Source organism: Polynucleobacter sp. AM-7D1, from assembly GCF_018688455.1.
Taxonomy (GTDB): domain Bacteria; phylum Pseudomonadota; class Gammaproteobacteria; order Burkholderiales; family Burkholderiaceae; genus Polynucleobacter.
In genome coordinates, this window is the sequence record NZ_CP061319.1 from 600,048 (window position 1) to 615,679 (window position 15,632).

The 15,632-nt window shown below is 45.7% G+C and carries 14 protein-coding genes; 6 read left to right on the forward strand and 8 right to left on the reverse strand.

The genetic code is table 11. The annotated features are described in order from the left end of the window. Nucleotides 1-8: 8 nt before the first annotated feature. The 3 genes from GQ359_RS03160 to GQ359_RS03170 all read left to right on the forward strand — a co-directional run bounded on the left by GQ359_RS03160 (nt 9) and on the right by GQ359_RS03170 (nt 3,859). Entirely contained in the window at nt 9-1,619 is a 1,611-nt protein-coding gene (locus GQ359_RS03160; protein ID WP_215387497.1) for an NAD(P)/FAD-dependent oxidoreductase, read from the forward strand. Between the two features lie 19 nt (nt 1,620-1,638). Beyond that, the gene (hemN, locus tag GQ359_RS03165) at nt 1,639-3,054 is read left to right on the forward strand and encodes an oxygen-independent coproporphyrinogen III oxidase (protein WP_215387499.1); all 1,416 of its coding nucleotides are present in this window, start codon (nt 1,639-1,641) and stop codon (nt 3,052-3,054) included. Nucleotides 3,055-3,232: 178 nt separating this feature from the next. Continuing rightward, a complete protein-coding gene (locus tag GQ359_RS03170) occupies nt 3,233-3,859 on the forward strand; it encodes an OmpW family protein (RefSeq protein WP_215387500.1) in 627 nt (208 codons plus the stop codon). Between the two features lie 61 nt (nt 3,860-3,920). On the opposite strand, the gene GQ359_RS03175 is transcribed toward GQ359_RS03170, so the two are convergent. Continuing rightward, the gene (locus GQ359_RS03175) at nt 3,921-4,517 is read right to left on the reverse strand and encodes an ATP-binding protein (protein WP_215387502.1); all 597 of its coding nucleotides are present in this window, start codon (nt 4,515-4,517) and stop codon (nt 3,921-3,923) included. A 101-nt stretch (nt 4,518-4,618) separates the two neighbouring features. On the opposite strand from GQ359_RS03175, the gene GQ359_RS03180 reads away from it, so the two are divergent. Further along, the gene (locus tag GQ359_RS03180; protein ID WP_215387504.1) at nt 4,619-6,538 is read left to right on the forward strand and encodes an ATP-binding cassette domain-containing protein; all 1,920 of its coding nucleotides are present in this window, start codon (nt 4,619-4,621) and stop codon (nt 6,536-6,538) included. Between the two features lie 15 nt (nt 6,539-6,553). Here the strand turns inward: GQ359_RS03180 and GQ359_RS03185 are convergent, their stop codons facing one another. The 5 genes from GQ359_RS03185 to GQ359_RS03205 all read right to left on the reverse strand — a co-directional run bounded on the left by GQ359_RS03185 (nt 6,554) and on the right by GQ359_RS03205 (nt 10,983). Continuing rightward, nucleotides 6,554-7,225 (reverse strand): alpha/beta hydrolase, encoded by a 672-nt coding sequence (locus tag GQ359_RS03185; protein ID WP_215387505.1) that lies wholly within the window; start codon nt 7,223-7,225, stop codon nt 6,554-6,556. 6 nt (nt 7,226-7,231) lie between these two features. Next, entirely contained in the window at nt 7,232-7,549 is a 318-nt protein-coding gene (locus tag GQ359_RS03190; RefSeq protein WP_215387507.1) for a chaperone modulator CbpM, read from the reverse strand. Nucleotides 7,550-7,554: 5 nt separating this feature from the next. Then, a complete protein-coding gene (locus GQ359_RS03195) occupies nt 7,555-8,535 on the reverse strand; it encodes a DnaJ C-terminal domain-containing protein (protein WP_215303095.1) in 981 nt (326 codons plus the stop codon). Nucleotides 8,536-8,668: 133 nt separating this feature from the next. Further along, nucleotides 8,669-10,216, reverse strand: coding sequence for a UxaA family hydrolase (locus GQ359_RS03200; RefSeq protein ID WP_215387509.1), 1,548 nt, complete (start codon nt 10,214-10,216; stop codon nt 8,669-8,671). Nucleotides 10,217-10,281: 65 nt separating this feature from the next. Then, nucleotides 10,282-10,983, reverse strand: coding sequence for a pirin family protein (locus GQ359_RS03205; protein ID WP_215387511.1), 702 nt, complete (start codon nt 10,981-10,983; stop codon nt 10,282-10,284). Between the two features lie 71 nt (nt 10,984-11,054). Between GQ359_RS03205 and GQ359_RS03210 the strand changes: the two genes are divergently transcribed. Both GQ359_RS03210 and GQ359_RS03215 read left to right on the forward strand, forming a co-directional pair. Beyond that, nucleotides 11,055-12,461 carry a TAXI family TRAP transporter solute-binding subunit gene (locus GQ359_RS03210; RefSeq protein ID WP_215387513.1) on the forward strand — a complete coding sequence of 469 codons (1,407 nt, stop codon included), beginning with the start codon at nt 11,055-11,057 and terminating at the stop codon, nt 12,459-12,461. A 31-nt stretch (nt 12,462-12,492) separates the two neighbouring features. Further along, nucleotides 12,493-13,845: a DUF3422 domain-containing protein gene (locus tag GQ359_RS03215; RefSeq protein WP_215387515.1), complete on the forward strand. Its 1,353-nt coding sequence runs from the start codon at nt 12,493-12,495 to the stop codon at nt 13,843-13,845. A gap of 50 nt (nt 13,846-13,895) precedes the next feature. Here the strand turns inward: GQ359_RS03215 and GQ359_RS03220 are convergent, their stop codons facing one another. Further along, nucleotides 13,896-15,173, reverse strand: a complete 1,278-nt coding sequence (locus GQ359_RS03220; protein ID WP_215387517.1) for an NAD(P)/FAD-dependent oxidoreductase — start codon at nt 15,171-15,173, stop codon at nt 13,896-13,898. Nucleotides 15,174-15,182: 9 nt separating this feature from the next. Then, on the reverse strand, nt 15,183-15,530 hold the full coding sequence (locus GQ359_RS03225) for a c-type cytochrome (protein WP_251367916.1): 348 nt from the start codon (nt 15,528-15,530) through the stop codon (nt 15,183-15,185). Between the last annotated feature and the right edge of the window lie 102 nt (nt 15,531-15,632).

Genomic DNA, 15,632 nt, shown 5'->3' on the forward strand with positions numbered 1-15,632 from the left:
AGAGTCCCATGATCCGTATTACCGAACTTCGCTTGCCGATTAGCCATGCCCCCGAGGCATTGGAGGAGGCGATCTTGAAGCGCTTGAATATCCAAGCCCAGGACCTGGTTCAGTTTGATGTATTCAAACGAAGCTACGATGCCAGAAAAAATGTCGCCCTTGCATTCATCTATACCGTTGATTTATCGGTAAAGAACGAAGAAAAATTGCTTAAACGATTTGCAAACGATGTTCACGTAAGGCTATCCCCAGATACAAGTTATCACTTTGTTGCTAATGCTTCACAACTGAAGGGCGCAAACTTTGTACGTCCTGTTGTTATCGGGTTTGGCCCCTGTGGGATTTTTGCTGCATTGGTATTGGCGCAGATGGGCTTTAAACCTATCGTATTAGAGCGCGGCAAACCAGTGAGAGAGCGCACTCAAGATACTTGGGGCTTATGGCGTAAGAATGTCCTCAATCCAGAATCGAATGTGCAGTTTGGTGAGGGTGGGGCAGGTACATTTTCTGACGGCAAACTCTATAGCCAAATTAAAGATCCAAAATTTTATGGACGCAAGGTTATTGCTGAATTTATTAAAGCAGGCGCCCCAGAAGAAATTCGTTATGTAGCAAAGCCACATATTGGGACCTTTCGATTGGTTGGTGTCGTCGAAAGAATGCGCCAAGAAATTATCGAGCTTGGCGGAGAGATTCGTTTCTCGCAAAAGGTGATTGGCTTTGATATTCAGAATGAGCACATTGCTGGAGTCAAAATTGAGGGCCACCCAGATTTACCTGCCAATCATGTAGTGCTAGCCCTTGGGCATAGTGCTCGCGATACCTTCGAGGCACTCCATGCAGCCGGTGTCTATATGGAAGCTAAACCGTTTTCGGTAGGTTTTCGCATTGAGCATCCGCAATCCTTGATTGACAAGGCACGCTTAGGTCCACATGCTGGCAATGAGCTCATTGGAGCAGCAGATTACAAATTGGTGCACCACGCCAAAAATGGTCGTGCAGTCTATAGCTTTTGTATGTGCCCAGGTGGAACGGTAGTTGCTGCTACCTCTGAGCCTAATCGTGTTGTGACTAATGGAATGAGTCAGTACTCCCGTAATGAGCGTAATGCCAATGCAGGAATTGTTGTTGGCATTACCCCGGAAGATTATCCTGGCGGTCCACTAGCAGGTATTGAGTTTCAGAGGGCTTTGGAGTCGAAGGCATATGAGTTAGGTGGCTCTACCTACGAGGCCCCAGGACAATTGGTGGGTGACTTCCTCGCTGGTAAGGCCTCTACAGACTTTGGTTCTGTAATGCCCTCTTATAAACCTGGGGTTCATCTGACAGACCTGGCTGATGCTTTACCTGCTTATGCGATTGAGGCAATCCGGGAGGCAATCCCTGCCTTTGAAAAGCAGATTAAAGGTTTCTCAATGAAGGATGCGGTATTGACCGGCATTGAGACTCGCACTTCCTCCCCATTGCGTATTACGCGAGGATCAAACTTTCAGAGTCTGAATATCAAAGGGCTTTATCCCGCAGGTGAGGGTGCTGGTTATGCCGGCGGAATCTTGTCAGCAGGGGTTGATGGGATTAAAGTGGCAGAAGCAGTCGCCCTTGACTATCTTTCTGAATAATTCCATAAGCAAATTTTTGATGAGCTCTGTAGCTTCTGAATTTAAGCAAAATGAAAAAGAAGTACTTTTTCATCCAGAGTTGCTACAGAAGTTTGATATCAATGGACCACGCTACACCTCATACCCTAGTGCCGATCGCTTTCATAATGAGTTCAGTGAGGCTGATTATTTGGGGGCATTACAACGTGTAGCCCAGGCCGATGAGCCACTATCACTGTATTTCCATTTACCGTTTTGTCCCAATATTTGTTATTACTGCGGCTGCAACAAAATCATCACTAAGGATCACGGTCGCAGCGCTAAATACATCAAGTATTTGGCTAAAGAGATGGCAATGGTTTGCGTTGCAATGGGTGTGCAGAAAAAAATACCAGTAACCCAGTTGCATTGGGGTGGGGGTACACCAACATTTTTATCTCACGAAGAGATGATTGAGTTGATGCACCATACGCGTGAACATTTTGATCTACTTCCTGGTGGCGAATACTCAATAGAGATCGATCCACGACGGGTTGCTGAATCAGATATTGCTTTACTTGCTGAATTGGGCTTTAACCGCATCAGTCTTGGTGTGCAAGATTTCAACCTCGAAGTACAGCAAGCGGTGCATCGCGTCCAAACTATTGAGGAAACTCAAGCGGTAATAGATTGGTCTAGGAAGTACGGATTCAAATCTAGAAGCGTTGATTTGATCTATGGCTTACCAAAGCAGACACCAGAGACCTTCAAAGAAACGGTCGATGCGGTTCTCAAGATGAGTCCTGACCGTCTATCTGTCTATAACTATGCGCACTTGCCCCATATTTTTAAACCCCAGCGCAGAATTGCTGAGGCAGATTTGCCTGGAGCTGCTGATAAGCTAGATATTTTGTCAAACACGATCGAAAGATTGGGTGAAGCGGGTTATGTTTTTATTGGCATGGATCACTTTGCCAAGCCAGATGATGAATTGGCGATAGCGCAAAAAGAGGGTAAGCTACATCGCAATTTTCAAGGCTATTCCACGCAAGCCGAATGTGATCTCTTGGCTTTTGGAATTTCGTCGATTGGTAAGGTGGATGATTGTTACTCGCAAAATGTTCGCACCTTAGATGAGTATTACTCGGCAATCGATGATGGCCATCTGCCCACACTCCGGGGTCTGCAATTAGACAAGGATGATTTACTGCGTCGTGAATTAATTGGCGAGTTAATGTGTCAATTTGCACTGGATACTGATTTATTTGGCCAGTCTCACGAAATCAACTTCCCAAGTTACTTCAAGATAGAGATTGAAGAGCTCAAGCATCTAGAACAGGCTGGTCTACTGGAGTGGCAGGGTTCGAAGATGGTCGTACCTATCAAGGGCCGACTCCTGGCTCGACGTGTGGCAATGACCTTCGATCGCCATCTTAGGGAATCTCAAGCTAAAGGCACTTACTCAAAAGTGCTTTAAGCGAAATTGAGTGAGAATCTGTACTCATTTGATCTACATCAAAAACTCATCAAAATAGTGTTGGTTTAAAACCAAAAATTAATTTCTGCAGTCTTTGAATTTGATTTGCATCAAATTGCAAGCCCATCTTCAATTTGAAAATAGATCCATCGAATTGATAACAGAAAAGGGGTACATCATGCGCATTAAAACTCTAGTAGCCGCTATGGCAGCAGTAGCTTCATTGGCTCCAATCGCCGCTCAAGCTCAATCCTCAAGCGAGAACCCATGGATGGTTCGTGTGCGTGCAGTGGATTTACTTTGGAGTAATGGCCAGTCCGGTAGCGTAGTCCAAGGTGCCAATGTAAAAGCAAAGGACCAAGTTATTCCTGAGTTGGATATTTCCTATTTTTTCACTAAAAATATTGCTGCAGAACTAGTGTTAACTTATCCACAGACCATTCAGATCGATGCTGGTGGCGACAAGCTCGGCACCATTAAGGCGCTTCCTCCATCTTTACTTCTCCAATATCATTTCACGGATTTTGGTGCATTTAAGCCTTATGTTGGTGCTGGCGTTAATTACACAATCTTTAGTAGTCGTAACAACTTGGGCAATGGTGCCTACTCAGTCGATAACTCAAGCTTTGGTGCTGTTGGTCAGGTTGGTATGGACTATATGTTTGATAAAAATTGGGGTCTAAACGTCGACTTGAAATATGCCACTATGTCTACTAATGTTACAACTACAGCCACTGGAGCTAATGGTGGTAAGTTGACTTTGAATCCTTGGATGCCAGCTGTTGGCGTAACTTACAAGTTCTAAGAATTCAGTTCTTAGTTCTTGAGATAGAGCCCTTAAGGGGCTCTATTTTTTTGTTTACTCATTATTGAATCAAGTGTTCAATCAACTTCTCAAATTTGACTTCATCAAAATATAAATTATCAAAGCGCTGTATTGCAATATGCTCTGGAGGATTAACTCTGCGTTTGGTGTATTGATCCCAGTGCTTGAGTTTGTATTCATCTCGAGGGTCTGCGCGCTTTTCCATACGACGCTTTGCTTCGCTTTCATCGAGATCTATCCAGGCGATTTTGATGCTAGATACACTGGGTACTCCAAGCTCCTCGGGATTGAACATCCGACCACTTTGGATTTCACTTGAGAATGGACCTACTAGGATGACATTGACGCCAAGCTGGAGGTTTTCTTTGGCGATGGCGATGAGACCTGCGTATTCCCAATCCCTGAGATTCTGAAGATAGAAGGGGCTATCGCGATCATTCGGATTATTGGTAGTGAGCTCCATGACATGGGCGCTATAGGCGCCATAGACTGTATCTTTATCTAAAAAGAAAAAGTCCTCACCGGTCTTTTCCACTATTAAAGGTAGAGCCTTTTTAGCTAAAGTAGTTTTACCAGTACCCGCATGGCCTGCAAAGAGGATAAGTCGTGGTGCGCCAGGGCTGAGCTTACAGGTCATTTATCTCTTTATTTGGGTGTATTGCCTGCTTAAATTCTACTTCTCAATCCCATGTTTATTGGAAATATCACCACTTTGCTTGAAGTGACGATAATGTCGCCATGGCTTTAATCGTACTCACTGATGCAAAACTGGCTTTTGGCCACGTTGACCTCCTCGCAAATACTGCTTTCTCACTGGAATCTGGGGAGCGTGTTGGCTTAATTGGCCGCAATGGCACTGGCAAATCTTCTTTATTGAAGATCTTGGCTGGCATAGAAAAAATGGATGATGGTTTGCTGCAATATCAGCAAGGCCTCCGCATTGCCTATGTTCCTCAAGAGCCAATATTTGAGGCTGAAGAAACCGTCTTTGATGCCGTATCCAAGGGTGTAGCTCAGGCCAAGGCGCTGCGCGAAGAGTATGAAGCCCTGAGCGTAGGAGAGTGGGACGATGCTGCTCACCATCGCCTTGATGAAGTGCAATCCCAATTAGAGGCCTTAAGCGGCTGGAACTGGGAGCAGCGCGTTCATGAAACATTGGATCGCTTGCATTTAGAAGCTGATGTCAAGATTAATACCTTATCGGGTGGAACGAAGAAGCGTGTTGCCTTAGCTCGCGCTCTTGTGGAGATGCCGGATGTATTGCTATTGGATGAGCCTACCAACCATCTTGATTTAGATTCGATTTCTTGGTTAGAGGATTTACTTAAAGAGTACAAAGGCTCCGTAATTCTGATTACCCATGATCGTGCCTTCTTGGATAACGTTTGCACGCAAATTGTAGAGCTTGACCGTGGAATCTTGCGCACCTACCCAGGAAATTTCTCTGCTTACGAAGTATTAAAAGATCAGGAGATGAATTCCGAATCTTTGGCTAATGCGCGCGCGGATAAATTACTCGCCCAAGAAGAGGTCTGGATTCGCAAGGGGGTTGAAGCAAGGCGTACGCGTAGTGTTGCGCGTATTGCGCGCTTAGAAGCACTGCGAACTACTCGCTCACAAAGACGTGATGCGGTTGGGCAAGTCAAGCTTGCAGTTTCCGCGGGAGATAGAAGCGGCAAGATCGTTGCGGATCTTCAGAATGTTTCTAAGTCTTACGATCGCCCGATTGTGAAAGATTTCACGGCAACCATTTTGCGTGGCGATAAAGTTGGGCTACTTGGTCCTAATGGTGCTGGCAAAACTACGCTTCTCAAATTAATACTGGGAACGATCGCGCCGGATTCTGGAACGGCAACCATGGGCACTCGCATTGAAGTAGCCTACTTTGACCAGATGCGCGAAGGCTTAGATCTCAATGCTTCACTTGAGGACTACATCAGTCCAGGCAGCGAGTGGATTGAAATCAATGGCAATAAGAAGCACGTCAAGAGTTATTTGAGTGATTTCTTATTCGCACCGGAGCGCACTAATTCACCAGTAAGTACTTTGTCCGGTGGAGAGCGTAACCGCTTATTGTTGGCACGCTTATTTGCCCGTCCTGCAAACGTCTTGGTTTTGGATGAACCAACCAATGACTTGGATATCGACACTCTGGATTTACTCGAACAATTACTCCAAGACTACAAAGGTACGGTGTTCTTGGTCAGCCATGATCGTTATTTCTTGGATAACGTCGTGACTAGCATCATCGCTAATGAAGGTGATGGATTTTGGCGTGAGTATGAAGGTGGTTACGAAGACTGGAAGATCCAGAAAGCCCGCTCAGATAAGATCCGTGCAGCCAATGGCGGCGCTAAAGCCGTTGAAAGATCTGATGTAAAGCCAGAGGTAAAAGTTGAATCAAAACCTACTGCTGTAAAGGGTGGCGTGAGCAAGCTCAATGGTAAAGAACGGTTGGAGCTAGAGGCATTACCTTTACAGATTGAGACGCTTGAGACAGAACAAGCGGATATTGGTATTGCGATGAGCAACCCCGATCTTTATAAAAACGAACCTGAATTAGCCGCAAGTATGCAAGCGCGTTTATCCGAAATTACTGCAGATCTAGATATCAAGTTACAACGCTGGGAATTGCTCTTAAGTCGTTCAGAATCTTAATTTGATCTGCTTAGCTTATGACTTGCTCAGCACCATAGTCAAAAACCTGGAGATATCTACCAGCTCATCTGGGTGAAGAGAGTGTTCCATAGGGTAGGTATTCCAGTCCACCTGATAGCCTAATTTTTCTAGGACATCAGCTGAAGCTTCAGCACGTTCTGGAACGATCACAGCATCCCAAACACCATGCGCCATAAAAATCGGTGTTTTGCTATTTGCGTCACTTCTCTCGACTGCAAGTGATTTTGCTAGGGGTAGGTAGCCTGATAGTGCCATGATGCCTGCCAGTGCGTGTGGAAAGCGTAGGCCGACATGTAAAGACATGGCACAGCCCTGTGAGAAGCCAGCTAAAACAATTTTGTTATAGGTAATACCACGGCTTGCTTCTCGTTCAATTAGCTCCGCAATAGCTGTTGCGGACTTGTGAATGCCGGCAATATCTTCGCGGGCATTAATATCTCTTTCGGTAATGTCATACCACGCTGGCATAACGTAACCGCCATTGACGGTGACTGCTATAGAGGGTGCACTTGGAAAAACAAAGCGTATGGCAGGGCACTCAGACAGATTGAGTTGCGGAATGATGGGTACAAAGTCATTGCCATCAGCTCCTAGTCCGTGCAGCCAAATGACGGAAGCACTGGGATTGGGGGCGGTTTCAATTTCAATACAAGGCAATGTGGTCATGAACTTTTATCCTAGATTTTCACGAAGCAGCTGATTGCGCAGGCGACTAATTTCTTCCAGAAGATCAAGTGCTAAAGCAACTCCAGGCGTATTGAGTTCCAGATCATGAGTTAAACGAGCAGCAGTCTTTGCACGCTTTAGAGATTCCCCACTAAAACGCCAGTCTTCAGGGGATGAACCAGTAGGACTCAAGACTCCTTCTGTTACCCATGACATGATGAGATCCTCTGGCGCACGCGTGGCTTGTGAAATTTCCACAATGCTCATGTGTACCTCTTCTTCAACAAGACTACCTTCAATCCAGGTGATTTTTGTTTGTGTCATGTTTATCATCCCTTCAGGTGAGTTCTGGGGTTGAAATCAAAAGCTTTCTCTAGTGATTGATAAGCTTCTTTTTGGGCATCGGTTTCGGCGCTAGGCAAAACAATATTTGGCACAACGTACAAGTCACCAGCTTCTTTGCTGGGAATACCCTTTTCTTTGAGTCTCATCTTGCGACCTGTTGCTGTGCCAGCTGGAATCTTTAATTCCAGAGTGGAGCCTGCAGGAGTAGGGATGTTGACGGTAGTACCTAGTGCAGCTTCCCATGGTGCTAAAGGTAAATCCAGGTAAACATCTTTTCCGTCGACACGGTAAATAGGGTTTGCATGAAAATCAATCTCAAGGTACAAGTCACCTGCTCCGCCTGTACCCATACCTGGACCGCCTTGCCCAGCTAAGCGTAAATTCTGTCCAGCCTTGATGCCCTTGGGAATGCTGACATCAAGTTTGCGTTCCTGTGTGCTGACATGACCATTAGCATCTTGCGCAGGCATATGCAGCGAAATGGTACGTTTTGCGCCGTTATAGGCATCGGCAAGATCAATCAGGATTTTGGCATGATGATCTTGGCCTTTAAAGTTCATGCCCTGACGGGGGTTACCACCTCGACCGCCTTGAGTATGGCGACCCCTGCCAAAAAGAGATTCAAAGAATTCACTTTGATCACCCTCGTAGCCGCCACCAAATCCACCATGGCCACCACCAAAGTTACCGTCGGAATATTCAAAGCCCTCATTCCAGTTAGGTGGAGGTGTGAAATCTTGGCCATTTTTCCAATTGGCGCCCATACGATCGTATGCCGCACGCTTCTCGGTGTCTTTCAGTACGGAGTAGGCTTCGCCGACAGCTTTAAACTGCTCTTCCGCGCCAGCTTCTTTATTCACATCTGGGTGATATTTGCGTGCTAGCTTGCGATAAGCTGCTTTAATTTCTGCTTCGGTTGCACCACGTGCTACACCGAGTGTTTCGTAGTAGTCCCTGAATTTCATAATCCTAATGAAGTCCTGATTGAATCAATAAGCTTCATTCTACAATCCCTCGGCTAAATTTTCGGGCTCTTTTTGAGTAAAGAAAAAGCGGGCATTAAGCCCGCCTAGAATCAACCTGCTCCAGTATCTGGGCTTAGCTCATGACCCCGACTTGCCATGGTACGAATTCATAATCTCCAAGCCCTAGCAATTCACTTTTAGAGGCTTCACCAGAGGCCGTTCTGAGAAAGAGTTCAAAAATCCGCTGCCCCATCTCCTGAACTGAAACCGTACCATCTAAGATCTCACCGCAATTAATGTCCATGTCTTCGGTAAGCCGCTCATACATCGGTGTATTGGTGGCAAGTTTGATGCAAGGTGCTGGCTTTGATCCAAACATGGAGCCACGCCCTGTGGTAAATGCAATCAAGTTTGCACCGCCAGCAATTTGACCTGTTGCTGACACTGGATCAAAACCAGGTGTATCCATAAACACAAAACCTTTAGCCGTAACTGGCTCTGCATACCGATACACTTCCATTAACGGTCCCGTTCCACCTTTCATGGATGAACCAAGTGATTTTTCAAAGATATTAGCTAGGCCACCGATTTGATTCCCAGGGCTGACTTGTCCATTGATCTGAACATCACGACCGACAGAATATTCATCCTTCCACCAGCGAATACGTTGAATTAATTTCTCACCAATAGCCTTGCTTGCTGCTCGGCGAGTAAGCGTGTGTTCAACACCATAAATCTCTGGTGTTTCAGAGAGAATGCCGGTGCCACCATGACGCGACAAAATATCAATCGCAGCGCCTAAAGCTGGGTTAGCAGTAATCGAGGAGAAGCCATCCGAGCCACCACATTGCAAACCAACGCAAAGGTGGCTTGCAGAGACAGTTTGCCTTTTCACTTTATTGGCTTCCGGGAGAAGGGCTTTTACAGCCTCAATTCCGGCTTCAATCGTTTTGCGTGTTCCACCAGTTTCTTGCATGATGAAAGTGTGCAAAGTGGAATTTTCTTGCAGGGCTTCTTGCTCCATTAATCCCTTGAGTTGATTTCGCTCACAACCCAAGCCAATAATTAGGGCGGCAGCCAGGTTAGGATGCTGCGCGTATCCAGCCATGGTTCGGCGCAGCAGCTGCATTGGCTCGCCACTCATCTCCATTCCACAACCAATACCATGACTAAATGCAACCACCCCATCGATATTGGGAAAATCTTTCAGGCGTTCAGGGGTAAACCACGCTGCAATTTTGTTCACTACAGTTGCGGAGCAATTCACAGTAGATAGAATGCCAATGAAATTGCGTGTACCTACTTTGCCATTGGCGCGCACGTAACCTTGAAAAGTCGCACGTTCAGATTCTGGTAAGAGGGTAGTGGGTTTGTATTCGCTAGCATAGGCGTAGTCGCGATCGAATTCACGAAACTCCGTGTTATGACTATGAACCATCGTGCCAGGCTCAATATCGGTATTAGCGAATCCTACGGTCACGTTGTATTTCAGAATAGCTTCGCCCTTGAGAATTTTTTTGGCTGCAATTTTGTAGCCTGCTGGCACTTGACTGCGGCTCGTGAAATTCTCACTTGGGACTGCTTCACCAATTGCCACATCTACCCGCGCCACCACAATATTGTCATTGGGATGGAGTCGAATAATAGGGCCGATTAGGCGCTTCTCTGAGATTTCAATCATGGAATTTCTTTGTTTATTTTGGGTTGTCGTTTATGTGCTTATCGTAAGACTCAAACGCCGAATTTTTAATGACTCAGGTCAAAGATAATGACTTCAGCATCTTTGCCATTGCTGATGATTAGACTACTCTCGTTTTCTATCAATAGTGCGTCACCAGTAGAAAGGGATATGCCATTGACCTCTAAAGAACCTTTCACAAGGTGAGCGTAGGCTTTACGTTTTGTATCGAGCTCTAATTTGTGAGATTCGGATCCATCAAATAAGCCTGCATATATTTTGGCATCAGCATGAATTTTGACCGCGTTATCCTCGCCATCAGGGGATGCTATTAAGCAAAGCTTGCCTTGCTTGTCCGAGATAGGGATAGATTTTTGCTCGTAACTTGGCTGAATTTCCATGATATTTGGTTGAATCCAAATTTGCAGGAAGTGGGTAGTCTGATCTTTAGCGTGATTGAATTCACTGTGAGTAACCCCAGTTCCGGCACTCATGCGTTGAACATCGCCAGGTGGTATCCCCTTCACGTTCCCCATGCTGTCTTCGTGAGCTAATTCACCAGATAAAACATAGCTGATGATTTCCATATTGCGGTGGCTATGCTTACCAAAACCCATACCTGCCGCTACTCGATCCTCGTTAATTACTCTTAAATTGCCCCAGCCCATAAATTGAGGGTCATGGTAGCCAGCAAAAGAGAAGGAATGAAAGCTTTTAAGCCATCCATGGTCTGCATAGCCACGTTCTTGGGATTTTCTGAGGGCTAACATCTTGGCTCCTTTTAAGAAAGCGAATAAGCCTATTATCATTAGCTTTTGACATATTTGCTGATTGGCCTTCCATGGGAAGTATCAAACAAGACATTAAAGAAACCTATTTAGGTATCTATGAGACTGCCCAAGAAAAGTGGAACGATTTCACTCAATTCTTGGCTGAGGCATGGCCCATCTTAGCGGTCCTATTTTTAGGATTAATTGCAATTTGGCTTTATGCAGACCCGCCACCACCGAGGCATGTGATTATGGCAACTGGTCAGCCCGGTGGATCCTACGATGTATTGGGTAAGAAATACGCAGCTTTTTTTGAGAAAAAAGGCATTACCCTTGAACTGCTTCCGACCAAAGGTGCCGAAGAAAATATAGCTCATTTAGTTGATCGTAAAGATCCGGTGCAAGCAGCTTTTGTGCAAGCGGGTGCATTTAATCCCCACTCCGTTAAAGGAGTGCAATCGCTAGGTACCATTTCTTATGACCCGATCTGGTTGTTCTATCGAGGTCCTAAGGTGGACACGACTAACTATATGGAGGTGAAAGCGCGATCACATTACTTTCTGAGCTCCAGAATTTCGGTGGGCGAAAAAGGTAGTGGCACACATGCGCAAGCAATGCAAATTCTGAAGGTGAATGGATTTGAAGAGGGCGTCAACTTTCTATATCTCTCGGGATCAAAATCAGTTGAAGCTTTGCAAAAAGGGGAGATTGATGCTGCATTTATTGTGGATGCCTATGAAGCTCCTAACGTACAGACTCTCTTAAAAGATCCTAGCTTGCATTTATCTGCATTCCCCAGAGCAGAGGCATATTCGCGTTTGTATCCTTATATGCAAATTCTCAGCGTTCCAACTGGTGGATTTAGTTTAGAGCGCAATTTCCCATCTAGGGACATTAAATTAATGGCCTCAACTACCAATTTACTTATTGATGACAGAATGCATCCAGCTTTGCAGTTTTTATTCCTAGAGGCTGCACGCGAGATCAACGGAAAATCCACGTTCTTTTCGAGCCATGGTGAATTCCCCTCGTTTAAACATACCGGTCTATCTGAGAGTCCTGTGGCTTTGCATTATGAAAAAAATGGCTCACCATTGCTGATGACCTATTTGCCATTTTGGTTGGCTGAGTTAGTAAATCGTTTGATATTTGTACTGCTGCCATTTTGTGCTTTGGCATATCCAGTATTGCTGACCTTGCCTGGATATCGCAATAAGCGTATGCGCCGAAAGATCGACCAGATGTATGGTGTTCTCAAGACGTATGAGCAAGAGTTAACGATCAATTTCAAGCCAGATACAAAAGATGAATACCTGAAGAAATTAGATCTTTTAGAGTATCAAGCTCTTCAGTTGAAGGTTTCGAAAAGCATGTCGGGTGATTATTACGCCTTACGTACTAGCATTGACTACGTCCGGAATTGCCTTAATAGGGGTGTGCAGCCATACCAGCTACAAGGGGATGAGAGTAGTATTTAACTAACTTGAATTTCAGCCATCAAAGAAATCTATGAGACCTTATGATCACCCCGATAGAAGACAGTTGCACGATGAGGTCCATGCACGCCCCCCAATTGCGCTGTGGCCAAACGAAAGAGTGCTATCCCAATCTTTTCTGCTTGATGCGAGTTCTCGCAAAACTCAAATTGAATGGATTCAAAAGCTAAGCGCTGCATTAGGTGCGCCTAAGGATGAGCGGGACCACTCTTTCAAAATGTTGACCCTAGCTCCTGAGCCACAGAGGGTGCTGATCAAGTGGGAATTGCACGGAGAGTTTGCAACCATCGCGGCCATTGTGCATAACCCCGTCAAAATTACTGGACCTCTATTGCAGTCTCGCCTTGCTCTTGAAAAGAGTTTGGATAAATTATTTCAGGACCTAGGCTGCCCAATCATTGTTGAGGCGGGTGGAGAAAGAATTTCTGCCTTAGATCTTGCATTTGAGCATCGCCCTTTGTTTTCTGAGGCTCAAGAGGTCTCCGCTATTTTTGGTGGAAATACCGTATTGGGAAGCTACATTTTGTTGAGCAAGAAGGCTCAGCTATGGACGGATTTAAGTTTGAATGAAGATGGCTTCATCTCTTACTTTATTCCGCACGATATCTTAGGTTCGCGACAGGCTGGTCGCATAGCGCGAGCCCTTGCTGAGGCGGAAACCTATCGTATGGCAGCCATGATCGCATTCCCAGTAGCAAAGAGTCTCTCTATGCCACTCAGAAGCGCAGAGTCGGAATTGGCAGATCTTTCTAAGAGTATTTCTCAGCTCCAAACTGAGCCTGGTATCCATACTGAAAAGGATGGACAGTTTTTAGGTGAGCTTTCACATTTAGCCTCAAGAGCCGAGCAGTGGATTTCAGGCTATGGATTGCGATTTACTGCCTCCGAGGCATACAGTCAATTGCTCAGTAAAAACTTGTACGAGTTAGCAGAGTCTCCGATTCCCGGCGTGCAGTCTTTATCAGAGTTTATGGATCGGCGTTTTCAGCCTGCGATGGGCACCTGTATTTGGACTCAGCGTAGATTAAAAGAACTATCTGACCGTATCTCGAGAACAACTCAAACTTTGAGGACTCGCATTGAATTTGTAAATGAGGAGCAGACACAGAAATTGCTTGCTAGCATGGATCAGCGAGCTCGTTTGCAACTACGTTTGCAAGAGACGGTAGAGAGCTTATCGGTTCTGGTGTTGACTTACTATGCGGTTAGTCTATTAGCCTATGTCGCTAAAGGCGGCAAAGAGGCTGGTCTTGCCATTCATCCTGAGATTGTTGCTGCAATTGCAGCTCCAGTAGTGGCGATCGTCTTCTTGTTCATTAGTAAGCGACGACGTAAGCGAATAGTTGAGATGGGTAAATCTCTCTAGACATTAAAAAAGAGGCCGAGGCCTCTTTTTTAATGAGCGCAAATACCTTCTTAACCCAAGCTGTCTGCCCAGATATTGTGTGCCCAGCCCCAAGCATAAACACCCTCAAGGGTGGTTGGTGCTGGTGAGAGGCCACCAGCTCCTTTAACAGGCAAGAAGGTTTTCTTCTCAGCATCATATTGATGCACGCTAGCCACGTGAACCACATCTCTGCTATTAACAAAGCTATAGCAAGTATTGGTGACCACAGGCGCTGGATTGACTTCCCAGCCGCTGAGTTCAGCAACAATAGCTGCTGCTGCAACCTTGGCGTGCTGATTGGCCATATGTCCTGACTTTGGCATTGTTGGAGCAATCTGAATCGAGTCACCCAAAACGTGAATATCCTTACGTGCTGTCGATTCAAAGTTGATGAAGTTCACATTCACCCAGCGCCCATTAGAGTTAGCTAGACCTGTCTTCACGGCAATTTCACCGGCAGCCATCTGTGGCAAGACATTCAAGACATCAGCCTTCACATCATCAGCAACTTCCAATTTGAGTGTTTTGGTTTTAGCGTCTACACCAACTACATTATGTTTTGGTCGATATTCAATGATGCCAGTGTACTGCTCGGCCCATACCTTCTTAAATAAACCCCCTTTAGAAGTAACGTCCTGGTTAGCATCCAGAATTAATACCTTACCTTTAGGGTTATGTTGCTTGAGGTAATTGGCAACCTGGCATGCGCGCTCATAAGGTCCAGGAGGGCAGCGATAAGGCGCTTCTGGAATGCTGATTGCAAAAGTACCACCTTCGCGCATAGCAGCGATTTGTTTATGTAGGGCAACGGTTTCAGGACCCGCCTTCCAGGCTTGTAGGGTCACACCATCTTTGTTGGCTTGGGCGAGACCCTCAACGCTATTGAAGTTCAGCGATATGCCAGGAGACACGACAGCTTTGTCGTAACGCAAGGTTTTGCCGGAGGCGAGGGTTACTGTTTTCTTATCCGCATCAATACTGCTGACACTGTCTTGAATAATCTTGATGCCATGACGCTTGCTCAGTGTGTCATAAGGTGATGTGATTTCAGCTAGAGTGCGTGAGCCGCCAATAACCAAGTTGGACATTGGGCACGAGATAAATGAGGTATTAGGCTCAATGAGAGTCACTCGCGCAGTATTGTTTGACAGCAGGCGCAAATATTTGGCGGCAGTAGCGCCACCATAGCCGCCACCGATAACGAGAATTTCTGCTTTTTGTAAAGTAGCTGCTTTTGTTTGAGTAGACAGCCCTGCAAGTAGACCTACTGCTGCAGCGCTATGACCTATAAAATGTCGACGATCCATGGCGCCTCCTTATTGTTTCTTGCCAAGTTGATTGGCAATTGTGGTGAGTTGTTCATCGGTATAGCCTTTTGCTAGCTGGGGCATGATGGTCCCCTCTAAGGCGCCAGACTTGTAGGCTTTGAGTTTTGCCAGCATCTCTTGGCTGGTCAAATTATTGATGAGGGGCATACCGCCATCAACTACACCTTTGCCATCTGTACCGTGACAATTAGCACAGGTTGCAGCGAGACTGCGTTTATATAGTTGGTCGGCTGTTTGGGCAATGCTTAGCCCGCTCCATTGGCTTAAGCCAATGAGTGTGCTAGCCACCAAAATAGGTTTTAGGTACTTCACTCGCATAGGAATAGTCTCCGTCATACTCACAACAGTTTTAGGGGTGCTGCTAATTAATACTATCTTAATCAGATAGCGATTAGATTAGTATTTTTACTTAGATGAATTTTCAATATGCTTAGAGTA